Origin of the sequence: Desulfovibrio sp. Huiquan2017, assembly GCF_017351175.1 — a bacterium.
Classification (GTDB): Bacteria; Desulfobacterota; Desulfovibrionia; order Desulfovibrionales; family Desulfovibrionaceae; genus Pseudodesulfovibrio.
The window spans coordinates 79,130-105,575 of record NZ_JAFMPN010000008.1 but is presented as its reverse complement, the minus strand read 5'-3'; the positions used below and the strand labels follow the sequence as shown (position 1 = coordinate 105,575).

Genomic DNA, 26,446 nt, shown 5'->3' with positions numbered 1-26,446 from the left:
AGGGGCGAGGGCAATCCCTTGCCAATAAGCGACCGGGGCCTGTATGAATAGCGCATGGCGAAATCCCTTGGCAAAACGATCCTGAAACGGACCCTGCTGGTCCTGCCCTGGCTGCTGGCGGCGGCGCTGGCAGCCGGGTGGTGGCTGACGGTCTGGACGCCGGGCTACCTGGAACGCCTGGTGCCCAGGCTGGCCGGGGGAATGGGGCTGGAACTCACGGAATTCCACATCCGCGACGCCGGGCTGTTTTCAGCGGACATCGGGCCGGTGCGATTGGGGACCGGAGCGAAAGGACTGACGCTGGCCAACGTGCACGTGACCTACACCCCGGCCTCGCTTAAGGCCGGACGGGTGCTCGCGGTCCGACTGGACGGGCTGCGCCTGGCCTGCTCCTGGGACGGCGAGCGGTTCAGCCTGCCGGTCCTCGACATGCTCCCCCAGTCCGGCGACGGCGCGAGCGCGGCGGGCGAGGCCTCGGTCCCGGCCCTGCCCCTGGACACGCTGATCCTGCGCGACGCGGTCCTGGACGGCGAATTCCTGGGCCGGAAGATGGCCGTGCCCTGCAACGCCGAGATCACGCCAGGCCAAAGCCTGGCCTTCTCGGCCGATCTGACGCCACGCGACCAGTCCATACGCGTGCGGGGAACCCTCGGCCCCGCTCCGGGCGACCTGTCCCTTTCGGTGGCGGCGGACGCATTGCGCCTGGGGGCCTTTGACGACTTCCTGCCCATGCCGTTGGACGGAACGACCCGCATCGAGGCCACGGCGAAGGTGAACCTGGCCGATCCGTCCCGGACCACGGCCGATTTCTCCCTGAACCTGGCCGACGCCGACTTGCGCGCCCTGGGCGTGACCCTGGCCGGAGAGACGCCCGTCACAGTGACCGGGCGCCTGGAAGAAGGCGAGGTCCGCTTCTCGGTCAGCCGCGTGGCCATGCTCTCGCCCTATCCCGCGTCCGTGAGCGTTCCGGCGGGCCGGATGGGCACGGACGATATGACCGTGCAATTCTCCGTGGCCGGGGCGGGCGTGGAGATGGGCGGCCGATTCGATGCCATGCGCAGAACCGACGGCAGCGGGCTGTGGGACGTGTCGCTCACGGCGGCCAATCCGGACAGACTGGTCGTCCACACCACGGGCCGAACCATCAGGCTCAACGGCTTCATCTTTTCCCTGCATGGCGCGGCGAGCCAGAAATCGGCGGATGTGGTCCTCAATTGCGGCACGCGCGGCACCGGGCTGGACAACACAGGCTTCACCTCGGGTCCCATGCGGCTGACCCTGCCGCTGCAATGGCCCGCGCCCAAGTCCAATACCCCCGGGACCGTCAGCCTGTCGGGGCTTGCGCTGGGCAAACGCAGGCTCGGCAACGTCAAGGCGCGGATCCGCCAACAGGGTACGGACCTGGCCTACGGCGGGACCCTGTACACCGAGCTTTTACCCGGCCTGCGGATACCCTTTTCCGGCACGTCCTCCATGATCCGCAACGAATCGGATGTGACCTTCAAGGTCGCGGGCTATGACCTGCCCGAGACCTTCGATCCGGGTACGCTTGCGCCGGGGCTCAAGGGCATCGGCTTGACCGGAACCATCCGGGCCGAAGGCGGCATCACCGTGAACGAGCGCGGCGTGGACAGCCGGGCCGGGCTCTTCCTGACCCACGGCAGGCTGGCCCTGAACGAAGGCGGCACGGTCGTGGACAACATCGACCTCACCTACTATACTCCAGACCTGTTCACCCTGCGCAGCGCCCCGGCCCAAACCCTGACCTTCGACTCCCTCAAGGCGGGCGACATCGTCCTGACCAAAGGCAAGATCGTTTACCAGTTGGAATCCATGGGCTCCGTTCTGGTGGAGCAGGCCGGGTTCCGCTGGTGCGGCGGCCACATCTCCAGCCGGGCCTTCCGCATCGAGCCCGAGTCCAGGGAATACGCGGTCACCCTGTTCTGCTCGGAGCTGAAGCTCTCGGAAATCCTGGGCCAGCTCGGGTTGGCCACGGCCAAGGGCGAGGCGGCCCTGTCGGGCGAGTTGCCCGTAACCTGGAAAGATGGAAAAATTTCGTTCAACGGCGGATTTTTGCACTCCACGCCGGGCGAAGGCGGAACCATCCGGGTGGAGGCCATGCAGGGCCTGGTGGACGCCATCCCCGAAGGCACGCCCGAGCGCGGCCAGTTGGAACTGGCGCGCGAAGCGGTCAGGGACTTCGATTACAAGTGGGTGCGCATCAAGGCGGATACCGTGGGCGAAGACCTGCTGGTGCGCCTGTCCGTGGACGGCAAGCCCGCCTCCACCCTGCCCTTCCTCTACAAGCGGGAATTCGGCGGGTTCGTGCGCGTGACGGGCGACGTCAAAGGATCCAATTTCCAGGGCCTCCGGCTGGACGTGAACTTCAGCGTACCGTTGGACCGGATTTTGCTGTATAAAGACATCACACGCATGATCGAATAGGAGAATGCCATGAAACGATTCGTAGCCGCGACCGCCTGCCTCCTGCCGCTCCTCGCCTTCGGCTGTTCCACCAGCCACAAGGTCGAAGTGGCCCCGGTGGAGGTCAAGCCCATCCACATCACCATCGACGTGAACGTCCGGGTGGACCGGGCCCTGGACGATTTCTTCTCCGACATCGATGAAGCTCCAGCCGCACCGGAGGCGACCAATGCGCAATAAAACATTGATACTGACCCTCGTTCTGGCCCTGGCCCTATGCCTGGCCGCGACCTCGGCCTTGGCCGGGGCGCTCAAAGACCGGATCATCGCCCGCAAACCCGCCGTGGCCGCGCTGCTCGCCGATGGCACCGTGGGCGAGAACAACCAGGGCTACCTCGAATTCCGGGGAGCCAAAAAACAGGCCGACGTGGTAGCCGCCGAAAACAAGGACCGAGCCACGGTCTACGCGGCCATCGCCAAGAAAGCCGGGACCACCTCCGCACTGGTGGGCCAGCGGCGCGCGGGCAAGATCGCCCAGCAGGCCAAGCCCGGCACCTGGCTCCAGAAGCCCGAAGGGACCTGGTACCGAAAATAAACTCCCAACCACGCTCCGTCCCTCCCCCGCATCCCCTCCTCGCCAAAGACGGCAACAAGAAATTGGGGAAAGGATGAGGATGGAGGATGGGGAAGGAAAGCCTTTTCCAAAGGGTTTTCCTTCCCCGTCCCCGGCCGCCGGAGCCCCCCACAACATCATGCCGGAAACACAATTCGTCGTCGTCACGCGGGCCGAGTCGGGCCAGAAGCTGTTGCAATTTTTGGAGCGGCGGCTGACCGGCGACGTGCCGCGTTCGGCCATCCAGAAGTGGATCAGGACCGGACAGGTGCGCGTGGACAAGGGCCGCAAAAAGCCCTTTGACCGCATCGAATCCGGACAGACCGTGCGCATCCCGCCATACTCACCGGGGCAGGGAAAGACCGTATCCGAGGCCGGCGAACTGGCTATCGCCTATGAGGACGACACGATCCTGGCCGTCGCCAAGCCCGCCGGGCTGGCGGCCCACGGCGGCGACGGGGTGGATGACTCGGTCACAGCCCGGCTGCGGGCCATGTACCGGGACGCGGACTTCATGCCCACCCTGGCCCACCGGCTGGACCGCGACACCTCGGGCCTGCTTCTGGCGGCCAAAAGCTACGAGTCCCTGCGGGAACTCAACGACCTCTTCGCCGGAAACGGTGTGGCCAAGGTCTACCTGGCTTGGGTAGACGGGCGGTGGAACGAGCCGGACGGGACCCTGCTCGAAGACGTCCTGGAAAAGTGCGGCGCGCCGGGCAGGGAGCGGGTGCGCACCGGGTCGGGCAAAACGGCGCTGGCGCGGGTGGCCGGGCTGATTTCAAGCAAGGACCGGTCCCTGGTGGCCGTGCGTCTGCTCACCGGGCGCACGCACCAAATCCGGGTACAGCTCGCCTCGCGCGGACACGCGGTCATCGGTGACGGGAAATACGGCAAGGGATCGTCGCGCGGCCCCATGCGTCTGCACTGCTACGCGCTGCGCACCGGGGATCGGACCATCCGCCTGGCCCCGGTCTGGTCCGGCGGCTGGACCGTGGACCGCGAGGCCCTGCAAAAGGCCCTCGGCCTGCTCTTCGACTGAGGCGGCTACCAGGCCAGAAAAACTTCCTCTTCGGCCTTGCGGTCGAACGCGGCCACCTCGTCCGCGTGGGCGGCCATGTACGCGTCGTTCTCGACCAGGCCGTCGCACATCTCGGGACGCGGGCCGAACTTGACCACCGAAATCACATCGCCGTCCAGGGAAACCACATAGGCCCGAACCAGTTGACACAGACGCGGCAGCCAGGAGGTCTGCGGCGGATATGCCTTGGCCCCGGTGGCCGGGGCGTCGATGGACCGGCCCACGAGATCTTCAAATTCCTTGCGCGCCATGCTGGAGACGAGCACCGAGGTGCCGTCGTCGGCGCTGTAGAGCCACCCCTCGATGTCCGCGCCCATGAAGTCGCGGCTGACGCGTTTTTCGTAATCGAGGCCGGGCCCGAGGGTCACGGTCACGGCATGGCCGGTGTCGGCCCGGGTGAAAATGACCACATTGCCGTCGCGGTCCTCGACAAACGGTCCTCTGGCGGCACACCCCGCCAGGATCAAAACGGCCAGCACGGCCGGGAGCACATATCGGATTCGTCGCATAGGGCCACCTCCAGAGGCTATGCGGAAACTATGCGGAAATCCGCCCGCCGGGTCAATGCGCCGGTCCGTTGTTGCCTCCCGGTTGCAAAATCGGTATGTAGAATAAATCTAGAAAACCTCAGGGGGAGTCCCATGCACCGCAACAACCTTGTTCTTTCGCTCCTGATGCTCCTGGCCCTCGGCCTGTTCGCCAATGGCTGCACGGTTTACGACGTGGCCGTGGAGGAGCGAAATGTGGGCGATTACGCCAACGACGAAAAGATAGCCTTCCTCATCAAGAAGGACTTCCTGGCGGACGACCTGGTCAAATACCTGGATTTCGACGCATCGAGCTACGAGGGGCTGGTCTACATCGTGGGCGAGTACGAATCCCGCGCCCAGGTCGATCGGGCCGTCAAAATCGCCAAGTCCGTGGACGGCGTGCGCTCGGTGACCACCTACCTGCTGCCCAAGAAGGCCGACGACTCCTGCGGCACCACCGACAACCTGGAACTTTACGCCAAGATCAAGAACCTGCTCGTGCAGGACAAGAACGTCTGGTCCACCAACGTGGAGATCAAGACCGTGCAATGCAACGTGGTCCTGCTCGGCATCGTCGGTTCCGCCGCCGAGCGCGACCAGATCATCGCCCACGCCAAGTCCGTGGCTGGCGTACGCTCGGTCAAATCCTTCCTGCGGATCAAGCGCGGATAAGCGGCGACCATGGCAAACCGGGGAACCAGACGCATCACGACCGCGCTCGGCCTGTTGGCCTGCGCGCTCCTTCTGGCCGCCTGTGCCGGGACCGCCCCCGCTCCCGCCCCTCCGGCCGAAGCCGTGATCCGGGCCGAACCCGCCTCGCCCCGGGCGGCGAAAGTCATCCGCCTGGCCCGGTCGCTGGTCGGCACGCCCTACAAGTGGGGCGGCATCTCGCCCGCGACCGGCTTCGATTGTTCGGGATTCATCTGGTACGTATACCATCGGAATGGGGTGGACCTGCCGCGCATCTCCTGGCGGCAGCTCGGGACCGGTACGCCGGTCAATCGCGCCGACATCCGTCCCGGCGATCTCGTTTTCCACAAGGTGGACAAGGACGGCAAGTCCCTGCACGTGGGCATCGTCACCGACCGGGGCACGTTCGTGCACTCGCCCAGCTCAGGCAGGCGGGTCATGGAATCAAGCCTCAACTCGCCCTTCTGGATGGAACACTTCCTGAGCGCGCGGCGCGTGCTCTAGCCGTCTTCCGGCGCTTCCCCCGAGCGCCTCTTCCGGCGCAGCACCGTATCACGCACCGAACGCGCGCCCCGGCCCACGGACCGCAACGCACCCCGGGCCGTCCCGGCCGCGCCGGACACGGACTGCCCGGCCTTCTTCGCCAGCCGCCCGGCACCGTCCGCCGCACCGCGCACCGTGTGCGCCGAACGCTTGACCGCCCCGGCGGCCGCGCCCGCGACCTTGTCCACGGTGCGGTCCACGCCGTCCACCACCGTGCGGGCGGAACCCTTGACCCCGCGCCCCACGCTCCTGGCGCCATCGCCCACGGCCCCCGCGGCCCCGGACACGCCCCGCCCCACGCTTCCGGCCGCGCCGGACACGCCCTTGCCCACGGAGGTGAAGGCCTTTTTGGCCCCGCCCTTGACCGCCTTGGAAGACCCCTTGACCAGCAATTTGGTCACCTGGGTCACGGTCTCACCGGAGATGGACATGAACATGCGCGCCGCCTCCAGGGTAGCCGAACGACGCATGGCCCCGCGCCGAGCCAGGTCCAGACTCATGTAATTGCGGGCCACGATGCCGCAACGCATGGCCAAAAGAGCGTTGGTGGAGCCGCTCAGGATGGAGCTGGTCACGGTGGCGGCCACGGCCTCGGCCCCGGGCATGACCCCCAGGGCGGACCCGGCCACCAGCGGGCCCATGAGTTCGTGGATGTATTCCTCGATGCCGAATTCCTCGATGGAGCCCGCCAGGAACGAGGTTACCGCGATATTCACGTACAGGTTGACCAACTCCCGGTAGTGCGGCCGCTGGGCATAGAGCTTGGAGATGCGCCAGGTCAGGCGCGAGATGAGAAAAAGGACCACCAGGGAGTCGAGCCGCCCGTTCTGGGACACGGCCGAACCGATGAAGACCCGCTTGGCCGTACTGCGGATTTCCTCGTCGGCCCGCTTGCGCAACACCTCGAGCCCCAATTCCAGCCCCGATTCGTCGCACACGTCCACCCCGGAATCCCTGAGAATGCGGTTCTTGGACAGCCGCTTGACCAGATCCCGGCGAAACCCGGCCATCTCCTCGGGAGTCGGGTCGGCATGGACCAGCAACGGCCGGGGCCGGACCAGCAGGACGGCCGCCCACCAGGCGAGGGAGCCGCCGACCGCGGCCAGTAAAATCCAGAAGACCCACGGGGCCAACGCCGGATTAATCCGTCCGGCGAAGTCGGCCAGTCCGGTGACGCAATCATAGAGAAAGGCGAGGAAAGCCCCCAAGACGATGATCCCGGCCACGGTCAGGAAGTTCTTCATCTGTTTCGACATGGATTGTCCTCCTCGCACAGGATAAGGCCCCAACGGCGAAAGGCAAATGCCGAAAAGGGCCGCCCCGGGCGAGACGGCCTGCAAAGCGAAAGGGAAAAGTCGCTACTCCCCGGACATCAACGGCTTGTAATACATGCCGATCTTGATGCGGTCCGTGGCGAACTGGCTCTTGAGCTTGATCTTGAGGTCGTCGGTTTCCCAACGGTACTCGTCCCAGCCGTCCGATTGCTTGTGGTCCGGCAACCCGTAGGAGTCCATCAGGGTGGCCACCACCTGTTTGACGTCCTGGGCCTTGTCCACTTCCACCAGCACCGAATAGAGCTTGCCCCGGCTGAAGCCGTAGGTCACGTTTGCGCCCTGAATCTGAAATATCCAGCACGGCTCGGTCTTCTTCACCGTGTAAAACCGCACCCCGGCCACGGTGTGGGAATAGGTGATCTCCTCCACGGCGGAAATGGGCGCGCCCCAGGGGATGGCGCTGCACTCCCCCTCCGGGGACGAAGGGGCGGATTCGGCGGCCGAAGCGGCGGCGGCCAGGCACAGGATCAGCATCAAGGCCGGAATCAAGATGCGTATTTTCAAATTCAACTCCTTGTTCATGCGTTCCACCTAACTCATTTACATACCTTTTCCGAAATGACGAGAACCTGTCAACCGTTGGTTTTGGTCCCCTTGCTGGTGAAGGCCTTCCGGTCCATGGTGTAGTAACTCCCCCGGTCGATGCCCACGGCCCGACCGCAGGGACAGAAAACCTTGCCGTCCCGCTCCTCCATGTTCCAGACCTTCCTGATGCGGTCCTTGTGGCAACGGTGCAGCTCGCCCTGGCCGATCTTGTAGTACTTCCAGAGCTTGCGTCGGCAATCGGCGCACTTGAGCAGGAGCATGTCTAGACCCGGTTGAAGTGGACGGTCTCGACTTCGGGGAAGTCCTCCAGGGACTTGGCAATGCCCGCCCGGAGAAAGGAGTCCACCCAACGGAAGATATTGTTGCGCCGGATCTGCTCGCGCAACCTGGACATGTGCGCCTTGCGCTCTTCCAGTTGCCAGTGCAGGGCGCGATGCAACGCCTTGGCGATGCCCTCCACGTCATACGGGTTGACCAGGTAGGCGTGGCGCTGGAGTTGGGCCGCGGCCCCGGCGAATTCGCTCAGGATCAGCACCCCGTCGCCTTTGTTGTTGCAGGCGCAGTATTCCTTGGCCACCAGGTTCATGCCGTCGCGCAGGGGCGTGACCAGCCCCACGTCGGCCGCCGCGTAATAGGCCACCAGGTCGTCGTGCGGCAGGCTTCGGTAATGATAATGGACCGGCACCCAGCCCGGGAAGGAGAACTCGCCGTTGACCCGTCCCACCAACTGCTCGATCTCGGTCCGGAGTTCCTTGTACTCGTCCACCTCTTCACGGCTCGGCACCGCGATCTGGATGAAGTTCACCTTGCCCTTGAGATCCGGGTAGCGGCGCAACAGGGTCTGGATGGAGCGGATACGCTCGGGGATGCCCTTGGTATAGTCCAGCCGGTCCACACCGAGGATGATCTTGCGGTGCCGGAGCGCCTCCTTAAGATCGAACGCCTTTCGGGCCACCTCCGGCTGGGCGGCCATCTCCGAGAACTGCGCATAGTCTATGGAGATGGGGAAGGCCCCGGCCCGGAAGGAGCGGTTGCCCATGTTCACCGCAACCACCGCGCCGCGCCCCTCCACCTTGGCCTCGGGCATAAGCCGGTGCAGGCTGCCCACGAAGTTCCGCCTGTCCTGGACCGTCTGGAAGCCCACCAGGTCGAACTCGGTCAGGGCCTGAATAAGCTTGGCCCGCCAGGGCAGCTTCATGAAGATGTCCGGCGGGGGGAAGGGGATATGCAAAAAGAATCCGGTGTTGCGCCGAACCCCCATGGACTTGAGGAAAAAGGCTTGGTGCATGAGGTGATAATCCTGGATCCAGAGATAGTCCTCGGGCGAGGAACGCCGCGCCACGACCTCGGCGAACTTGAAATTCACGTCCAGGTAGGTGCGCCAATATCGCGGATGAAAACGGCAGCGGCTCTGCAAATCGTGAAACAGCGGCCAGATGATCTCGTTGGAAAACCCGTAGTAGTAGCCGTCCACTTCCTCCCGGGTCAGGGGCACGGTGCACAGCTCGTACCCCGCCTCCTCGGTAAAATCGGCGAAGAGCGTTTCCATGTCGGTCTCGTCCGTCGCTTTCGAACCGCGCCCCGGATCGCTCGCGCCGGACCAGCCGATCCACATGCCGCCACGGTTTTTGAGCACCGGGGCCATGGCCGTGACCAAGCCCCCCGAGCCCTGTTTGAGCTTCCAGCCGTCCTCCTCTCTGCGGAGGGCCACCGGGAGCCTGTTGGAGACCACCACCAACCGTCGTAGCGCGGGTTCCATCCTGTACTTGCTCCTGTTTTTCTTGGCTATACTATTTTCCTCTTTATAGTGTTACTCCGCTTCGGCCTTGATTTCAACCGCGCCTTCCAAAAGGTCCGGAAAAATATCCGGTGGTCCTGTTGACACCGCCCGCGCCGGACTTATCCTTTGCTCCAGTTGAAACACACGCCGCCACTGCTTGCGGTGAAGACAGCATAAGGAGACTTCTCATGGGTTTGAAACCGCTCAATGACCGTGTCATCGTCCAGAGGAAAGAAGGAGAGGAGAAGACCGCCGGGGGCATCTATATCCCGGACTCCGCCAAAGAAAAGCCCCAGAACGGCGTCGTCGTGGCCGCCGGGCCCGAGTGCCAGACCGTCAAGGATGGCGACATCGTTCTGTTCGCCAAGTACGCGGGCAGCGAATTCAGCATGGACGGCGACGACCTGATCATCATGCGCGAGGACGACATCCTCGGCGTCTTCGCCTAACGCCCGCGCGAAGGCCCTGCCGCCGCGTTGCCGCAAAAGAATCACCCTCTCGGGAAGGCCGCGACTCGGCCCGTGACTCTTTTTCGCACCCCGCGTCCGGACCTTTCCGCACGGTTTTCGAAATCAACAACAGACAACCATTTTTCATAGGGATTCGGAACAATGTCCAAAGCAATTGATTACAAAGCCGTAGCCCGCGAGGGCATGCAGCGCGGCGTCAATACCCTGGCCGACGCCGTCAAGGTCACCCTGGGCCCCAAGGGCCGCAACGTCATGCTGGAAAAGACCTGGGGCGCGCCCCAGGTGACCAAGGATGGCGTGACCGTGGCCGAAAAGATCGACCTTGAGGGCAAGCTCGAAAACATGGGCGCCCAGATGGTCAAGGAAGTGGCCAAGAAGACCAATGACATCGCCGGCGACGGCACCACCACCGCCACCATCCTGGCCCAGGCCGTGTTCAACGAAGGCGTCAAGCTGCTGGCCGCAGGCCGCAACCCCATGTCGCTCAAGCGCGGCATGGACGCCGCCGTGGCCGCCGTGGTCGAAGAACTCGACAACATGGCCAAGCCCATCAAGAAGACCTCCGAGATCGCCCAGATCGGCTCCATCTCCGCCAACAACGACCCGACCATCGGCGAGATCCTGGCCCAGGCCGTAGACAAGGTCGGCGAGAACGGCGTCATCACCGTGGAAGAATCCCAGGGCCTGACCACCGAACTGGATGTGGTCGAAGGCATGCAGTGGGACAACGGTTACCTCTCCCCCTACTTCGTCAACAATCAGGAAGACCAGAACGTCACCTTCGAGAATCCGTTCATCCTCCTGTCCGAAAACAAGATCTCCAACATCAAGGCGCTCGTGCCCATCCTTGAGGCCGTGGCCAAGGCGAACCGGCCCCTGCTGATCATCGCCGAGACCGTGGAAAACGAAGCCCTGGCCGGACTGACCATCAACGCCATGCGCAGAGCGCTCAAGGTCTGCGCCGTCAAGGCGCCCGGCTTCGGCGACCGCCGCAAGGAAATGGTTCGCGACATCGCCATCATGACCGGCGCCACCCCGGTATCCGAAGACACCGCCGTGACGCTGGAGTCCATCCGCCCCGAGCACTTCGGCTCCGCCAAGAAGATCGTGGTCGAGAAGAAGAACACCCTCATCGTGGGCGGCGCGGGCGACAAGAAGGCCATCGAGCTCCGCTGCGAGGAGATCTCCAACATGGTCAAGAACGCCACCAGCGACTATGACCGCGAGAAGCTCCAGGAGCGGCTGGCCAAGATGGTCGGCGGCGTGGCCGTGGTCAAGGTCGGCGCGCCCACCGAGATCGAGATGAAGGAACGCAAGGACCGCGTCGAGGACGCCCTCAACGCCACTCGCGCGGCCGTGGACGAAGGCATCGTGCCCGGCGGCGGCACCGCTCTGGTTCGCGCCGGAAAGGTCCTCAAGACCCTCAAGGGCGCCGACGACACCGAACAGGCCGGCATCGAGATCATCGCCCGCGCCATCGAGGAACCGCTCAAGCAGATTGCCAACAACTGCGGCCTCGAAGGCTCCGTCATTGTTGAAAAGGTCAAGAACCTCAAGGGCAACAACGGCTTCAACGCCGCCACGGGCGAATACACCGACCTGGTCAAGGACGGCGTCATCGACCCCAAAAAGGTCACCCGCATCGCCCTGCAGAACGCCTCGTCCGTGGCCGGGATGCTCCTGACCACCGAGTGCGCCATCTCCGACTACGTCGCCGACGAAGACTAGTCGCCCCCCCAAAGACAATCAAAAGTGCGGACGCGTGTTGCGCGTCCGCACTTTTTTTGGTTCATCCGGCCGCAGCGGGCTTCCGTCGGCGGATGCCCATAATTCCACGCTTGGGAAATTCGATCTCCCGCCCTCTTCCCGTCCGGCTCCGGCTCCTTGCTTCAACCTGCCCTGATGGCGGGCCGGGCTGTAGAAGCCATACGCGGCAGTGCCCCCGCCACGTTTCTTCCGGGCGGAACTTTCAAAAAATTACTCAATGATAATAGACTGTTGAAAAGTATCCGCGACAGCGCGCCGCCTTCCGGCAAGCCCCCCGGAACCATGGACATCCAAGCCCAATGGGCGCGCATTCCCCTGGCTCCCTCAAAAATGCACAACACGATAACACATATCATTATTTTTTTATAATTGAGTATCGATGGCAAATGAATATTTTCCCGGTTCTTCGTTAACGGCCGGGGCTATCCCGATCTGTAAGCAGCAACGGGCTTTAGATCATGCCGCAAAGAGGAAGGGATTTACATTCAGGAATCCGGTGCGCGGGGTGTCGGGACGTTTCGTTTTCCACGTTGCAAAATAACCATTACAAAGAAGCAACAGGGATTTAAGGAGAGTATTTGTGCTTAAGGATATAACACTTCGAACAAAGTTGTTTGGCGGATTCGGCCTTGTCGCGGCAATCGCCATGATCATAGGGTTGATGGCCGTGTACAACATCAGCCAGCTGTCTACCTGCATCGACGAAATAGCCGAGGTCCGTCTCCCGAGCCTACAAGCTCTTCTCGTCATCAGCGAAGCGCAAACCGCAATCCATTCTTCCGAAAATGCCCTGCTGGAGACGACGATTTCTCAAACGGCTCGCGACACGGAATACAAGAGAATCAACGCCGCCTGGCAACGGGCGGAAAAAGCATGGAACATCTATGCCCCGCTCCCGCAAACCCCCGAGGAAAGCGTGAAGTGGGGGCAATTCGTCACTGCCTGGGACAACTGGAAAAAGGACCACAAGTCCTTCATGCGGCTGTCCAGGCAATACGATGAAAACAGGAGTGAAGAGTTGCGGCGGCAGATGATCCAGCAGGATTTGGAAGTCAGCACCGCTACCTTCACGAAAGCCGAAGGGCTGCTCAACGCCATTGTCAACATCAACTCGGCGGAGGCGGAAGCAGCGAAAGTGGAGTCGACGCATATCGCGCAGTTCTCGCAAACCCTTTCGTTGGCGGCCTTGATCATCGGCGTTCTGGTCTCGTCCATCTTGGCCTTTCTCATCGCGCGGGGAGCCATGAACCAACTCGGCGAAGACCCCATGGTGATCGCGCACGTTGCCAAAAGCATCGCTGCCGGCGACCTGCGTATCGCTTTTCACAATCATAAAAAGGGGTTGATCGGCGTCTACCGTGACATGAAAATCATGTCCGAAAAACTCATCGAAGTTGTCGGGGAAGTGCAGGGCGCCACGGAGAACCTCGCTTCGGGGGCGGAAGAACTCTCCTCTTCCTCCGAGACGCTCGCCGACGGGGCCACCGAACAGGCGGCTTCCGTCGAGGAAGTCTCCTCCTCCATGGAAGAAATGGCGGGCACCATCCGCCAGAACGCCGAAAATTCGACACAAACGAAAGAGATCTCTGTCCGCTCCGCCGCCGACGCCGACGAAGGTGGCAAGGCCGTGGCCGAAACGGTTGCGGCCATGAAGAACATCGCCGAGAAAATCAGCATCATTGAGGGCATCGCCCGCCAGACGAACCTGCTCGCCCTCAATGCGGCCATCGAAGCGGCGCGCGCAGGCGACCACGGAAAGGGGTTCGCCGTGGTTGCGGCGGAGGTCCGCAAGTTGGCGGAGCGCTCGGGCCGCGCGGCCGCGGAGATCAGCGAACTTTCGGCGCGGAGCGTGGCCGTGGCCGAAAAGGCAGGCGGCATGCTCACCTCGATGGTGCCCGACATCCGGCGGACCGCGCAGTTGGTCGAGGAAATCACCGCTTCCAGCCAGGAACAGGAAGCCGGTGCCGATCAGATCAACAAGGCCCTCCACCAGCTCGACCAAGTCGTCCAATCCAATGCCGCAGCCTCCGAGGAGATGGCGTCCACCGCCGAACAACTTTCCTCTCAGGCCGAGTCCCTGCAACAGACCATGTCCTTCTTCCGCCTCAGCTCCCACGGCGGGCAAGCGGCACGCGCTGCCGCCCGGCCCCGCCGCGTCACGGTTGTCCCCGCGCAGCCCAAGAAACTGGCTTCGTCCGGCATACACTCCGGCGTCGTCATGGATATGGGGGATGTGGACGACGAAGGATTCGGGCGGTTCTAAGCGGAGAAATCCCCACTTCCGGGTCACCAGAGGCCCGCATCCCATTCGAAACAGTCGGCCGCGCAAGTCCTTTCAACTTGCGCGGCCCTTTTCCCGGCGGTCCGCGCGAGAACGCGTCCCCCTTGTCCTCGCCGCGCCAAACCGCTACCATCGGCACCATGTCATTTCTTTCCAAGCTGGTACGGCCCGAGACAAAGGGACGAAAGAACTTCGAACGCGGCCGGGCGGCCGAGGCGCGAAGCGATTTCGCCAAGGCCAAGGCGTATTTCACCGAAGGCGCGGCGGGTTATGACGCCTACTTCGCCGGAGCGCCCAGCCAAGTCCGGCCTTCGCACCTGGTCATGGCCGGAGTGTGCTACACGCGCGTCGGCCGCTATGAGGACGCCTTGCGGGTGCTGGCCGAATGCGTGTCGCGCAAGGAGATCCCGGATGCGTTCGTGAACGCCGGATATGCGGCGGCCAAGCTGGGCCGAAGCGATGAGGCGGCCGAATACTGGGCGCGCTATCCCTCCTGGGCGGGCCAACGCAAGGTGGAGACGACGCTGAAGGCGCAGGTCGAGGCCATCCGATCGAGCGGCGCGGACCTCGACGCGGCATGCGAGGCCGTGGCTGTGGCCGTGTTCGAGCAGGACAAACTCAATGCGCGCGATCGCGGATTCCGCGAACAAGGCAAGCGCGATAAGGAATTCCGGCAAGGATATTGATCTTTCGGGCGACGCGCCCATGATGCGCCCCCTCCCGGCCTGCCGGGAGGGGGCGTTGTATTCGGGTGAGGTCAGGCGAGCTGGCCGCCCATGGGCAGGGCCTTGAACTCGACGGGGTCGCAGGCCTTTTCGGCCTCGGTCCCCACCTGGAAGTAGTGGATGGAGGATTGCAGGGTCGCGGCCTGTCCCGACAGCTCCTCGGAGGTGGAGGCCATCTCTTCGGAGGCCATGGCATTCTGCTGGATGACCGTATCCAACTGGCTCATGGCCCGTTCGATCTGGCTGACCCCGTGGTTCTGCTCGGCGCAGACCTTGGACACGTCCTCGATGAGTTCCGCAGTCCTGGCGATCTCGGGAGTCACGCGGGCAAAGAGGTCGCCGGTCTGCTCGGCCACTTCCACGCTCGACGCGGACAGGGAGCTGATCTCCTGGGCCGTGGCACCGCTGCGTTCGGCCAGCTTGCGCACCTCGGCGGCAACCACGGCGAAGCCCTTGCCGTGCTCCCCGGCGCGGGCGGCCTCGATGGCCGCGTTCAGGGCCAGCAGATTGGTCTGCCGGGCGATATCCTCAATGAAGGATATCTTGTCCGCTATCTCGCGCATGGCGTCCACGGTCCGTCGCACGGACTCCTCCCCGGTGAGAATTTCCCGGTTGGCGCGGTCTGCGATCTCGCTGGTCCGTTCCGCGTTGTCAGCATTCTTGCGGATGGAACTGACGATCTCGGCCAGGGACGAGGAGACCTCCTCGATGGACGCGGCCTGTTCTTCGGTGGATTGAGCCAGGGACTCGGACGAGGCGGACAATTGCACGCTGCCTGCGGCCACGTTGTCGGTGGCACACTGGACCTCGCCGACCACGCCGCGCAGCCGCACGGCCATATCCAGCATGGAACGGAGCACCCCCCGGTCGCGCTCGGCCGGTGCGGGCATGGTCAGGTCTCCACGGGACACGCGGGAGGCCAGCCCGGCGATGTCGATGGGTTCGCCGCCCAGGGTATTGGTCACCGAACGGGAACCGAGGATGCCTGCGAGCACACCGAGCAGGGCCAACAGCAGGGCGATGCCCAACACCAGCAGGATGACGTTTCGAATCCGGACATCCAGGGCCTGCTGCTTGGCGGCTATCTCGGCGTCGATGTTGTCCACGTACACGCCCATGCCCAAAACCCAGCCCCACGGCTTGAACAGCCTGACAAAGGAGAGTTTGGGGAAAGAGCCCTGTTCGCCCGGCTTGGACCAGTAGTACTTGACGAACCCCTGCCCGTCTTTCGCGGCCACCTCGGCCATCTCCTTGAAGAACGGCTTGCCCTTGCTGTCCAGTTGGCCGCCGACGTTGCTGCCGTCCAAGCCGGAGTCGATGGGGTGCATGATCATCTTGGGGGTCAGATCAGTGATCCAAAAGTAGTTGCCGTCGGTGAGGCGCATCTTGGACACCTGATACAGGGCCTCGGCCTTCATGGCCTCGGTGATGTCCTCGATCCAGGCACCGGCACCGACGACCCAGCCCGCCTCGGGCAGCAGGCGGACATAGGATATCTTGAGCTTGGGCTCCTCCTCGCCGGGCTTGGGCCACCAATAGTCGACCACGCCCTCCCCGCTTTCCCGGGCCATGTCGCTCATGCCCACGATGATCGGGAAGCCTTTCTTGTCCTTGAGGCCGGACATGTCCTTGCCGCGCAGCGACTCGGACGGGTGGGCCAGGATGACGTTATCCAGGTTCTGGACCCAGAGGTAGTTGTCCCCGTCGAAACGGGCCGGCTCGACCAGCGGCCGCAGCCCCCGGACGAGGGCCGCCCGATCCAGCCGGTCCTTGTTGGCGTCATAGTATTCCTTAACCTGGCCATAGACCACATCGACCACCCGTTTCAGATCATCCTGCCGTTCCCGCTTCAGGGCCTCCACATCCTGGGAACGGTCGTAATACCCCTTCACGGTGCTTTCGGCCATCTGGACCGCGTCCGTGAGGCTCATACGGGCGTCCTCCATCTGCTCGCGGCGAAAATCGACCATCTGCTCCTCGGCATATCCGGTCATCTCGCGGATGAAAAGCAAACACAAAACAATGATGACCACCAGGACCGTGGCCACCTGCATCAACGTCATTCTTGTCTTCAGACGCATTCGTCCCTCCCTTGGCGACCACTCGCGTGGCGCTTGTCCGCCGTCACCGGCGTTCCCTCGTTTTTTCCACAAATAACGTCATAACCAATAATTGGTATTATTATTTCCATAGGCTGTTCTGCCGCGGGCCGGTCTGCCGCGGATTGAACATCCCCGGCAAAGAGGGTAGATTGGCCTTGCCCCGACAACCAATCCGCAAACCGAGGGAGACCGCCATGCCGCGCCCGATGCTCGCCCTATTTCTCGTCTTGCTCCTCGCCGCTCCGTCCCTGGCGGACCAGGTCGTGACCGGCACGGGCGATCCGGCACGGGACGTGGCCGACGTGCAGGCGGCCGTGGACAAGGGTGGCACCGTGAAACTGCTCGGCCGTTTCGACTTCGGCAGCGAGGGTCGGGTCAAGATCCGCAAGAACGTGCGCATCCTGGGACGGCGGGACGGCTCGGACGAGCTGGCAACGGTCATCAGAGGCGGGACCTGGACCCTGTATTCCCCGCTGCCTATCGACGGTGCCCCCCCGGCCGAAAACGGACCTATCATCACGGTCCGCGACATCCACTTCGACGGAGCCCGGGGCACGCCCCTGCACTTCGCCCATGCAGGCGGGTTGGAAATCGGCGGCTGCCTGGTCACCAACGTGGAACCCCAGGGCGCAGGCATCAAATGGGAAGGCGGCGAGAGCCAGCCCCTCCAGGCCGGGATCGTTGTCGGCAACCGGCTGGTCTACGCCAAGGGCATGCTCAAGCGGGCGATCACGGGCACGGTGCTCATCGAAGGCAACCGGCTGGAGATGATCAATGACCACCCGGAGGAAACCGCCGGATACGGGGTGCTCGCGGACTGGACCTGGGGCGCGGAACTGACCATTCGCGACAACGAGATCAGCCGCGCCTCGCGCAACGGCATCGAGGTCCTGGACAACGCGCTGGACGCCCATGGCAAGGGCTCCATCCGCATCCGGGACAATCGCATCGCCACGGACGACGAAGGTATCGCCTATCCCAACAAATTCGGCCCCAACGGAATCGTCGCAGGATGGTACTTCGACACCTCCGGTGGGGCTGACTTCGCACGGAACAACCGCATCAGCATCACCGGCAACCGCATTGAAGGGCGCGGGGAGAACTCCACCGGCCTGCAACTCTACGCCAACGACATGGTAGTCGCCTGCAACGACGTCGTCATGGCCGGGGGGCGGAGCGCGCGCGGCCTGGTCCAGACCGGATCGCGGGGGTTCTTCGCCAACAACCGAGTGCGCGGCCGGGCCAATTACGCTCTATTCTGCTATCCCTTCGAGGCCTTGACGGCCACGGCCAACACCTTCGCTTGGACCGACCTCGGCCTGTTCACGGGCTTCAAGGGCCAGATCCTGCTCGGCGGCCGCGTCAACCTGGTGGTCGGCGCGGTCCAGGCGCTGACCGACCACGGCCAGGGCAACCGCGTGGCGGATTGCGCCCCCTGCTCCCTGCCCGAGGCCGACGCCGAGGGCGACGCCTGGGAGCCTGTGCGCTAGGCCGTCGCCAAAGAAAAACGGGAACCGGCCGTAGCCGATTCCCGCAGAGAGAGGAGAGGGGGATAACCCCTTTAGATGAGATAGTTACACGGCCTTGGCGGCCGCGCCATTGCGTTTGCTGGTCATGATGTCCAAGATGACCTTGTCGGTTTCGACCATACCCACGGACCCGAGGCGGCCGATGTTGCGGATGCAGGCCTCGATGTCGTCGGCCACGATGCCGTCCCGGCCGGGAATGGATATCCCCTTCATGGCCAGCAAGGCCGCGTTGATGGCGGCTTCGACGCAGGAAGCCACCTTGAGGGCGCACGAAGTCTTGGCTCCGTCGCAGACCATGCCGGCGATGTCGCCGACGGTATTGCGAATGGCGCTTTCGATTTCATGAAGACCGCCGCCCAGAAGCAGCACGATGCCGCATCCGGCGGCCGTGGCCGCAAGACTCGCGCCGCAGAGAGCGGAGAGTCTGCCGAGGTGATGCTTGAGGTGGATGGCGGTCAGATGGCTCATGATCAGGGCACGGACCAGGGCCTCCTCGGAGTCCCCGCGCCGCCGGGCGAAGGCCACCACGGGCAACGTGGCAGTCAACCCCTGGTTACCGCTGCCAGAATTGCTCATGACGGGCAGAGGCGCGCCCTCCATACGGGCGTCCGAGGCGGCGGCGGTCAGCTTGGTGGCATAGGAGATGATGTCGTCCGCGCGCAGGCCCGCGGCAAGATCCCTGTCCATGGAACGTCCCACCTGCAAGCCCCAGTCGCTCTCCAGCCCCATGGCTGCGGCGGCCTCGTTCATGCGGGCGGCCTCCAGGATGAAGTCGAGATCCTCCAACGGCGCCTCGGTGGCGTACTCATAGATATCGCTAATGGACAGGGGCCAGTCGCCGCTCTCTTCCACGGAAGCGGGCTGCCGCTTGTCGAGCAGCACATCGCCGTTTTTCTCCACCAGCACGATGGCGGTGTGTTCGCGGGCGATGGCGCAGCGGGCCGTTTCGCCGCCCGCCTCCACCGTCACTTCCGCATAGAGGAGCTCACCGACGTCCGTAACGCCGACACTGACCCTGCCTTCCTCCAACAGTTGCTTGCCCTGCCGGACCTGCTCTTCGGAAAGGTCCCGGAGGACCTCCAAGCCCAGTTCGGATTTGCCGCCCGTGACACCCACGGCGGCGGCAATGTCCAGGCCGGTGGTTCCCGTGCCGGGAACGCCCACGCCCATGCCGTTCTTGAGCAGGTTGCCGCTCACCAGGACGCTGATCCGTTCCGGGAGGACTCCCAGGGTTTCCGCAGCGCGGGCGGCGGCCAGCGAGATGGTTATCGGTTCAGTGCAACCGAGGGCGGGCACTACTTCTTTATCGATAATGGCTCGGTAAAAAGCCCAATCCTTCTTTGACATAATGAAAATCTCCAGTTGTGTTTATTAACCTTATGCTGTCTTACGACTCGACACGGACCGGGGCCTCCTCGCCCCGCGGAGCATCGGCCGCCTCTTCCACGTGCCGAGCCGCGTTGAGCTCACCGTGACGGTTGAACAACCCTTCGAGCATCAAGGCCAACGCTCCGTCGCCGGTGACGTTGCAAGCGGTGCCGAAGCTGTCCTGAAGAGCGAAGACCGCCAGCAGCAGCGCCACGCCGGCCGGGTCGAAGCCCAGCACGCCGACCACGATGCCGAGGGAGGCCATGACCGTACCACCGGGCACGCCGGGCGCGCCGATGGCGAAGATGCCGAAGAGCAGGACAAAGAGCACCATCGTGCCCACGGAAGGCAGGTGGCCGTAGAGCATCATGGAGATGGTCATGGCGAAGAAGGTTTCGGTGAGCACCGATCCGCACAGGTGGATAGTCGCGCCCAGCGGAATCATGAATTCCACCGTATCCTTGCTGAGCACCTTGGACTTGCGGGCGCACTCAAGGGAAACGGGGAGGGTTGCCGCGCTGGACATGGTGCCCACGGCAGTGAGGTATGCGGGGGCGTAATGCCTGAGAACCTCGAAGGGATTGCGGCCGGAGACGACGCCCGCGATGGTGTAGAGAACGGCCAGCCAGATCCAGTGGCCCAGCAGCACCAGGACGATGACCTCAAGAAATACCGGCAGTTGGCGGGTCAGACTGCCCTCGTAGGCCAGTCCCGCGAAGGTGGCGGCGATGAAGAACGGCAGCACGGGAATGACGATGCGGATGACCACCTGCATCATGATGTTCTCGAACTCGCTCAGGATGCCCCGGAAGGTCCGCGCATTGGTCCAGATGGTGGCCACGCCGAGCATCACGGCCGTCACCAGGGCGGTCATGACCGGCATGACCGGCGGGATGCTGAGCTGGAAAACCACCTTGGGCAATTCGCGCAACCCCTCCACCTGCGTGGCGATGGAAAGGTGAGGGATGATGGCGTACCCGGCGACGGCGGCCATGGTGGCCGCTGCGGCGGCGGAAACATAGGCAAAAGCTACTCCCGCGCCGAGCATCTTGTTGGCATTGTTGCCCAGGCGCGTAATGGCCGGGGCGATGAAGGCGATAATGACAAGCGGGACGGTGTAGTAAATGAACTGTCCCATGACATATTTTGCGGTAACGACAACATCCATGACCGCCTCGTTGGCGAACAGGCCGACGATGACGCCTATAACGATACCGAGCACCAGCTTGATGATGAGCCCGAACTCTCCGAATCTGCTCTTGGTTGACATGGCATTCCTTCCTAGCGTTATGCACTGTTCCGGCGGACCCTCCGGTCCGGCCGGGACAGCCTGTTGAAGCGGAAGTGCTCCAGGGGCTTTATTTTTCCGCGATAACTTCAATCTCCACCAAAGCGTCTTTGGGCAGACGGGCCACCTCGAAACAACTGCGCGCCGGGAACGGCTCCTTGAAGAAGGACGCATACACCTCGTTGACCGAGCCGAAGTCCTCCATGTTATTCAAATACACAGTGGTCTTGATGACCTTTTCCAGCGAGGAGCCGGCCGCTTCGAGGGTGTAGCGGACGTTCTCCAGGGACTGCCTGGTCTGCCCTGCAGCATCGACCGGCATCTCTCCGGTCGCGGCGTCAATGGGCAATTGTCCCGAGGTAAAGATGAGGCCGCCGACTTCGGTCCCGTGGGAATAGGGTCCAACGGCTGCCGGGACTTTATCGCTGTTTACAGCTTGATGCATAAAATATCTCCTTATGTCTTAAATGGTTGTTCAGCATGGTGCACTTATTCGCATCACAATAATTTTTTACTAAAGGGGAATGTCCAGGGAGTCAATAATTTTTTATCACATTAAATAAATTTTTATTAAACCAATAAAAATCGGCGAGTCGCGCATAAAATGCGGGACTCGCCGGTTTCAGCGAACAGGTGTGCCGAGGCAGGATTACTGCCCGTTCAGCTTTTGCAGATACCGATAGATGGTGGCTTCCGATGCGGCAAGGTACTCGGCCACCACCCGGATCGACCCTTTAAGCAGAAAGACGCCATGCGAATCGAGGGTGGCCATGATGCCCATCTTCTCGGCAACGGTCATGCGTTCGGGCGGCACGTTTGCCTCGGTCACGACGCGGCGGATAAGGTTTTCGGTCAATTCCTCCATCGAGCCGGAAAAGGTCTCGGTATGCCCAGCCTGTTCCGGATTCTCCTTTGCCTGCGAAGACTCCAGGCCGGCGGCGGCGATGACCTTGTTCAAGATATCGCGCGCCTGCAACAAGTCGGAAGTGTCCATGTTCAGGCACAACATCCCGACCAACTCCCCGTCGTCCTCCCGAATAAAATAGGTGGCGGAATGCAACGGCCGCCCGTCGCTCGTGCGCGTGGTATAGCCCATGACCCAGTCGTGCTTCTCATAGTCCTTGTTGACCACGAACTTGAGGGCCAGATCCGTCAGCGGCGCCCCTTCCCGGCGGCCGGAGATGTGTCCGTTCGCAATGGCCAGCACCGATTTTTCCTTGGTCGAAGTGTCGTGCAGCACGATCTCGCAGCGTTCGCCGAGGAAAGCGCCAAGAAACGCGACCAAGGGAACGAACTGCCTTACCAGTGACCGTGTCGAAGTTTTTTTCTCTCCCAACCCGCTCTCCTCTCGATAACAATTTTCATGAAAATAAAAAACTAGCGGGCTGCGAGAATTATGTCAAACCCCCTCGCCTTCCCTTGCCCCGCGCGCCCGGCAAGGAGACTCGCCGTATAAGGGACCACAACAGGGAGCTCGCCATGACCAGACGGATCAACATCGGCGACAACGCCTTCACCCTGCCCGAACCGCAGACCATCCTCGGAATCATGCTCAACGGCAAACCCAACTTCATGGCATGACCTGAGTCAGGCGGGGCAACTATTCGCCCTGCATCATGGGCATGGAGGTCAACCGGAAGCACGCCAGCCACCAGGCGATCCTCGAAACCGGCCAATACGCCATCAACACCCCCTCTGTGGACATGGTCACCCAAACCGATTGCGCCAGCCTGATCTCGGGCAGACGAACCGACAAGTCCGGCCTGTTCGAGGTCCATTTCAGCGAACTGGAAAACGCCATGGCCATCCGCCAGTGCCCGATGGCCATGGCATTCCGTCTCCTGGATCAATTCACCATGACCAACGACACCCTGTTCCGCGATGAACTGGCGGCCGCCTGGACCGAGGAACGCTTGACCGACGGGCACACCGGCGTGGGAAAAGTCAGCTCCTTTACCCGAACCATGCCCGGTAATCGCTACTGGGCCGTGGGCGAACAGGTCGGCCAGACTTTGGACGACGACAAGGCCGTAAAAAATCCACAACGGATTAAGCAACTTGGAGGTTATCTAAGAATAGTTGCGGACAGTTGTTGACAGGGCTGCGCCCTCTCTGTATTTATTGAAAACGATTTTCAATTTCAAAACAAGGAAGGACATTATGTGCGCGGCTCTGATCGGCGGAATGGACAGGCTGAAAAAGGAATACGTCTCCGAAGCGAAGCAGAACGGCATCAAGCTCAAACACTTCACGGGCAAGGAACGGAAGATCTCCAAGGCGCTTGGCGAAGTGGACTTCGTGGTCATGTTCACCAACAAGGTGTCCCACAAGGCGCGCAAAGACGTGCTCGACGCCGTGCGCGGCAAGGATGTGCCGGTCTACCAGCACCACTCCTGCGGCGTGTCCACGTTGCGCAAGCAGCTTGGCGAGGTGGTCGGCTAGTTGTCGATCGGTTATCGGCCGTGGCCGTCTAGGAAACGGTCGCGCCCCGATCCCAATTGCGGATCAGGCGGAGAACCTTTTCGGTCAGACCGTGAAACTCCGGCTTGGTAACCTGCTCGTCGGCCATGACGGCCTTGCCCTTGTGCAGGACGGACTTGGAGATGAGCGAGGAAAACAGGACCACGGGCAGGACCTTCAGGACGGGGTCCTCCTTGATCCGGCGGGTCAGGGTATACCCGTCCATCTGCGGCATTTCCACATCCGAGACCACGGCGTCCAGATAGTCCAGCGGAGAACCACCCTCGGAGGCGCACCGCGCCTTGATGTTTTCCAGCACCGTCCACGCCTCGGCCCCGTCGCGGACCATGGTCACCTCGAAATTGGCCTGGTCGAAATTCGATTCGAGCAACTGGCGCACTGAAGTGGAATCGTCGGCCACCAGAGCCCGATAACGCTCCTCGGAAACCACGCTGCTCAAGGCCGCCTTGGTCTGGCCCGACTCATCCAGGTCAGCCAGGACCTGCTCCAGGTCGAGCATGAGCACGAACCGGTCCTTGATCTTCACCGTGCCGGTGATGCAGTTGGTCTTCATGGAGGAGACGTACTTGCTCGGCGGCTCCACATCGGCCCAGAACACCCGGTGAATCTGCGTCACTCCCGAAACCCGAAAGCCCGTGATCATGGCATTGAACTCGGTGACGATGATCGGCTCGTTCGCCGCAGGCGAACGCTCCATATCCAGCCAGATGCTCAAATCCACCACCGGCAGGATCAGGTCGCGCAACGGGATCGTGCCCAGGAAACTCGGATGCGCCGCGGCCTCGGACCCTTCCAGCCCCTCCGGGGCCTCCACCACTTCCAGCACTTTGGCCACATTCACGCCGAAATACTGCCGCTCCACCCCGTCCGGGGTCACTTCGTCAATGAAGAATTCAATGATCTCAAGCTCATTGGTCCCCGTTTCCAACAGAATTTCCGTCTGGCTCATTCGTGCTCCTCCGGCATGGTTGCGACCGTTTCCCCCTCTACCACGTCGCCTCCCTGAAATGAATGATAATTTTTCACCAGAGGCAAACAACCCGTCGCAAAACGGAGTTCGGCGTCCGGCTTTCTCCTTGGAGGGCAACGGGACACGCCCCAAAAGAAGCGAAACGCGCGATGCGTCCCCCCCTTTCCCGGTCGGGCGCGTTACGGCAAGACGGCTCCGGCGCAGACGGCCTGGCTGAGGCCGAGGGCATCCCATTGGACGGGTTCCTCAAGCTTGACGGGCCGGTTGAGCACGGCGCCGAGGACTTCGTCCCAGTGGATCGGGGAGATGCCCACGCGCGGGCAGCGGGTGGTCAGGTCGGCCTCGGTAAGGACATGCCAGGCAGGCAGATCACGGGAAAAAACGATGCACTTTCGCAGCTTGTCGGCAGCGGCCTGTTCATCGGGGAAGACGACCTTGCCCTTGACCTGGACGGCCTTTTCGACCTCGCGGATCATGGTCACCAGGGCGGCCAGTTGCGCGGGTTCGAGAGAGGCCTGGTGGTCCGTGCCCTTGAGGGTCTTGTCCAGGGTGAAATGGCGTTCGACCACGCACGCCCCCAGGGCTGCGGCGGCCACACTGGGACCGACGCCCCTTTCATGGCCGGAATACCCCACCGGCACGCCGTAACGCTCACGCAGGACATCCATGACGGGCAGGCCGATGTGCTCCTCGGGGCAGGGGTAAGTGGAATTGCAGTGCAAAAGGATGACGTCGTCGTGGCAGGCGTGGATCTCCGCCATGGCCGCGTCGATGTCGTCCAGCCCGCTCATGCCGGTGGACAGGATGATGGGGATGCCCGCCTGGGCGTATTTGCGCACCAGGGGCACGTTGACGAGTTCCGCCGAGCTGATCTTGAGCAGCTCCACGTCCAGGCCCAGGATCTGGTCCAGGCTCGGCTCGTCCCAGGCCGAGGCGAAAAAGATCAGACCGAGGGATTCGGCGTATGCCTTGAGCAGGGCCATCTGGTCGATGGACAGCTCCAGAGCGGCGCGGTGTTCACCGTAGGTGGGGCCGAAACTGTTGGGGCCGGTGTAGGGCGCGGCCCGGCCCTGGCGGGTGAGCAGCGCCTCGCTGTCCCGCTTTTGGAACTTGACCCCCTGGACTCCGGCGGCGGCCGCCGCATCGATCATCCGCCTGGCAATATCGAACTCGCCCTGATGATTGTTGCCTATTTCCGCGACCACGAAACAGGGATGTCCCGCGCCGATGGTGACGCCCGAACGCAATGTGACGGACTGGAGCTGTTGCATAATCAGAATCTCACGATTTGAAATCCGCGCTTGTCGGCGTAAGGCTCGACCTGTTCATAAATTTCGCTCTGCTTGCCGAAGGAGGTGATGACCACGGCGTCGCAGTCCACCTGGTCCAGGACATACGGTGCGGAAACCACGTGCCCGTTAAAAATCTGCCCCTGTTTCCTTCCATCGTTGTCCAACAGGGCCTTGACCCGGAAGGAAGTGCCGCGCAGGGCGGACAGGACCACCTCGCAGGTCTCGGACGCGCCGAACAGCGCCAGATCCAACTTGCCTTCGTCTTCCAGGTACTTCAACTTGCCGAGCACGAATTTCTTGATGGTGGAGTAGAGCCGGACGGTCTCCGAGGAATAGTCGGAGAACATTCGCTGGCGCGAACGGTGACCCGCCTCCGTCAGGGTATAATGGTAGCTCTTGCCGTTGACCGGCAGGAACTCGACCAGCCCGTCGGCCTGAAGCTGCTTGAGGTACTGGTTGATCATGGCCCCGGACAGATGCAGCCGCCGCCCCAATTCGTACTGGGACAAACTGGAATCCCGGGACAGGGCATCCAGGATGGCCAGGACTCGGGTACTCTTGCTCGGTTTGAGGTAGCACCCCTCGGTAATAAGCATTCCGGTCGCCACGTTTTCAGCGTTTTCTACCATGCACTT

26 protein-coding genes are annotated in these 26,446 nt (G+C 62.8%); 13 read left to right on the top strand and 13 right to left on the bottom strand.

What is annotated here, in order from left to right; all coding sequences use genetic code 11:
• Positions 1-54 precede the first annotated feature (54 nt).
• From J0909_RS08205 to J0909_RS08190, 4 genes are all read left to right on the top strand, one after another.
• The gene (locus J0909_RS08205; RefSeq protein WP_207261986.1) at positions 55-2,445 is read left to right on the top strand and encodes an intermembrane phospholipid transport protein YdbH family protein; all 2,391 of its coding nucleotides are present in this window, start codon (positions 55-57) and stop codon (positions 2,443-2,445) included.
• A 9-nt stretch (positions 2,446-2,454) separates the two neighbouring features.
• On the top strand, positions 2,455-2,664 hold the full coding sequence (locus J0909_RS08200) for a hypothetical protein (RefSeq protein ID WP_207261985.1): 210 nt from the start codon (positions 2,455-2,457) through the stop codon (positions 2,662-2,664).
• The gene (locus J0909_RS08195; protein ID WP_207261984.1) at positions 2,654-3,019 is read left to right on the top strand and encodes a YdbL family probable chaperone protein; all 366 of its coding nucleotides are present in this window, start codon (positions 2,654-2,656) and stop codon (positions 3,017-3,019) included. The genes J0909_RS08200 and J0909_RS08195 overlap by 11 nt, the downstream gene beginning before the upstream one ends.
• A 157-nt stretch (positions 3,020-3,176) precedes the next feature.
• The gene (locus tag J0909_RS08190; RefSeq protein WP_207261983.1) at positions 3,177-4,076 is read left to right on the top strand and encodes a pseudouridine synthase; all 900 of its coding nucleotides are present in this window, start codon (positions 3,177-3,179) and stop codon (positions 4,074-4,076) included.
• A gap of 5 nt (positions 4,077-4,081) precedes the next feature.
• Here the strand turns inward: J0909_RS08190 and J0909_RS08185 are convergent, their stop codons facing one another.
• Positions 4,082-4,624: a hypothetical protein gene (locus tag J0909_RS08185; protein WP_207261982.1), complete on the bottom strand. Its 543-nt coding sequence runs from the start codon at positions 4,622-4,624 to the stop codon at positions 4,082-4,084.
• 132 nt (positions 4,625-4,756) lie between these two features.
• On the opposite strand from J0909_RS08185, the gene J0909_RS08180 reads away from it, so the two are divergent.
• The gene (locus J0909_RS08180; protein ID WP_207261980.1) at positions 4,757-5,317 is read left to right on the top strand and encodes a BON domain-containing protein; all 561 of its coding nucleotides are present in this window, start codon (positions 4,757-4,759) and stop codon (positions 5,315-5,317) included.
• A gap of 9 nt (positions 5,318-5,326) precedes the next feature.
• Positions 5,327-5,839, top strand: coding sequence for a C40 family peptidase (locus tag J0909_RS08175; protein WP_207261978.1), 513 nt, complete (start codon positions 5,327-5,329; stop codon positions 5,837-5,839).
• On the opposite strand, the gene J0909_RS08170 is transcribed toward J0909_RS08175, so the two are convergent.
• From J0909_RS08170 to J0909_RS08155, 4 genes are all read right to left on the bottom strand, one after another.
• Positions 5,836-7,134: a DUF697 domain-containing protein gene (locus J0909_RS08170; RefSeq protein WP_207261976.1), complete on the bottom strand. Its 1,299-nt coding sequence runs from the start codon at positions 7,132-7,134 to the stop codon at positions 5,836-5,838. The genes J0909_RS08175 and J0909_RS08170 overlap by 4 nt on opposite strands.
• A 102-nt stretch (positions 7,135-7,236) precedes the next feature.
• Complete coding sequence (locus J0909_RS08165) at positions 7,237-7,716, bottom strand: hypothetical protein (protein WP_207261974.1); 480 nt, start codon at positions 7,714-7,716, stop codon at positions 7,237-7,239.
• A gap of 68 nt (positions 7,717-7,784) precedes the next feature.
• A complete protein-coding gene (locus tag J0909_RS08160; protein ID WP_207261972.1) occupies positions 7,785-8,018 on the bottom strand; it encodes a hypothetical protein in 234 nt (77 codons plus the stop codon).
• A gap of 2 nt (positions 8,019-8,020) precedes the next feature.
• Complete coding sequence (locus J0909_RS08155; RefSeq protein WP_207261970.1) at positions 8,021-9,517, bottom strand: alpha,alpha-trehalose-phosphate synthase (UDP-forming); 1,497 nt, start codon at positions 9,515-9,517, stop codon at positions 8,021-8,023.
• Positions 9,518-9,726: 209 nt separating this feature from the next.
• Here J0909_RS08155 and J0909_RS08150 point away from each other — a divergent pair, with 209 nt between their 5' ends.
• From J0909_RS08150 to J0909_RS08135, 4 genes are all read left to right on the top strand, one after another.
• The gene (locus J0909_RS08150) at positions 9,727-9,987 is read left to right on the top strand and encodes a co-chaperone GroES (RefSeq protein ID WP_207261968.1); all 261 of its coding nucleotides are present in this window, start codon (positions 9,727-9,729) and stop codon (positions 9,985-9,987) included.
• A gap of 162 nt (positions 9,988-10,149) precedes the next feature.
• A complete protein-coding gene (gene groL, locus J0909_RS08145; RefSeq protein WP_207261966.1) occupies positions 10,150-11,736 on the top strand; it encodes a chaperonin GroEL in 1,587 nt (528 codons plus the stop codon).
• A 631-nt stretch (positions 11,737-12,367) separates the two neighbouring features.
• Complete coding sequence (locus J0909_RS08140) at positions 12,368-14,038, top strand: methyl-accepting chemotaxis protein (RefSeq protein ID WP_207262074.1); 1,671 nt, start codon at positions 12,368-12,370, stop codon at positions 14,036-14,038.
• A gap of 158 nt (positions 14,039-14,196) precedes the next feature.
• Complete coding sequence (locus J0909_RS08135; RefSeq protein ID WP_207261964.1) at positions 14,197-14,742, top strand: tetratricopeptide repeat protein; 546 nt, start codon at positions 14,197-14,199, stop codon at positions 14,740-14,742.
• Between the two features lie 71 nt (positions 14,743-14,813).
• Here the strand turns inward: J0909_RS08135 and J0909_RS08130 are convergent, their stop codons facing one another.
• A complete protein-coding gene (locus J0909_RS08130; RefSeq protein ID WP_286181897.1) occupies positions 14,814-16,862 on the bottom strand; it encodes a methyl-accepting chemotaxis protein in 2,049 nt (682 codons plus the stop codon).
• 215 nt (positions 16,863-17,077) lie between these two features.
• On the opposite strand from J0909_RS08130, the gene J0909_RS08125 reads away from it, so the two are divergent.
• Entirely contained in the window at positions 17,078-18,373 is a 1,296-nt protein-coding gene (locus tag J0909_RS08125; protein WP_207261962.1) for a right-handed parallel beta-helix repeat-containing protein, read from the top strand.
• Positions 18,374-18,457: 84 nt separating this feature from the next.
• Here J0909_RS08125 and J0909_RS08120 read toward each other — a convergent pair whose 3' ends face one another.
• The 4 genes from J0909_RS08120 to J0909_RS08105 form a co-directional block, all read right to left on the bottom strand.
• Entirely contained in the window at positions 18,458-19,759 is a 1,302-nt protein-coding gene (locus J0909_RS08120) for an L-cysteine desulfidase family protein (RefSeq protein WP_207261961.1), read from the bottom strand.
• 40 nt (positions 19,760-19,799) lie between these two features.
• Entirely contained in the window at positions 19,800-21,050 is a 1,251-nt protein-coding gene (locus J0909_RS08115; RefSeq protein WP_207261960.1) for a dicarboxylate/amino acid:cation symporter, read from the bottom strand.
• Positions 21,051-21,138: 88 nt separating this feature from the next.
• Positions 21,139-21,513 (bottom strand): RidA family protein, encoded by a 375-nt coding sequence (locus tag J0909_RS08110; protein ID WP_207261959.1) that lies wholly within the window; start codon positions 21,511-21,513, stop codon positions 21,139-21,141.
• Positions 21,514-21,717: 204 nt separating this feature from the next.
• Entirely contained in the window at positions 21,718-22,404 is a 687-nt protein-coding gene (locus J0909_RS08105) for a helix-turn-helix transcriptional regulator (RefSeq protein ID WP_207261958.1), read from the bottom strand.
• A 280-nt stretch (positions 22,405-22,684) separates the two neighbouring features.
• Here J0909_RS08105 and J0909_RS08100 point away from each other — a divergent pair, with 280 nt between their 5' ends.
• Both J0909_RS08100 and J0909_RS08095 read left to right on the top strand, forming a co-directional pair.
• A complete protein-coding gene (locus tag J0909_RS08100; RefSeq protein WP_286181895.1) occupies positions 22,685-23,164 on the top strand; it encodes a flavin reductase in 480 nt (159 codons plus the stop codon).
• 64 nt (positions 23,165-23,228) lie between these two features.
• Positions 23,229-23,510: a DUF2325 domain-containing protein gene (locus J0909_RS08095; RefSeq protein ID WP_207261956.1), complete on the top strand. Its 282-nt coding sequence runs from the start codon at positions 23,229-23,231 to the stop codon at positions 23,508-23,510.
• Between the two features lie 28 nt (positions 23,511-23,538).
• On the opposite strand, the gene J0909_RS08090 is transcribed toward J0909_RS08095, so the two are convergent.
• From J0909_RS08090 to J0909_RS08080, 3 genes are all read right to left on the bottom strand, one after another.
• The gene (locus tag J0909_RS08090; protein WP_207261954.1) at positions 23,539-24,498 is read right to left on the bottom strand and encodes a chemotaxis protein; all 960 of its coding nucleotides are present in this window, start codon (positions 24,496-24,498) and stop codon (positions 23,539-23,541) included.
• Positions 24,499-24,698: 200 nt separating this feature from the next.
• Complete coding sequence (locus tag J0909_RS08085; RefSeq protein ID WP_207261952.1) at positions 24,699-25,790, bottom strand: N-acetylneuraminate synthase family protein; 1,092 nt, start codon at positions 25,788-25,790, stop codon at positions 24,699-24,701.
• 2 nt (positions 25,791-25,792) lie between these two features.
• Positions 25,793-26,440, bottom strand: coding sequence for a winged helix-turn-helix transcriptional regulator (locus J0909_RS08080; RefSeq protein WP_207261951.1), 648 nt, complete (start codon positions 26,438-26,440; stop codon positions 25,793-25,795).
• Between the last annotated feature and the right edge of the window lie 6 nt (positions 26,441-26,446).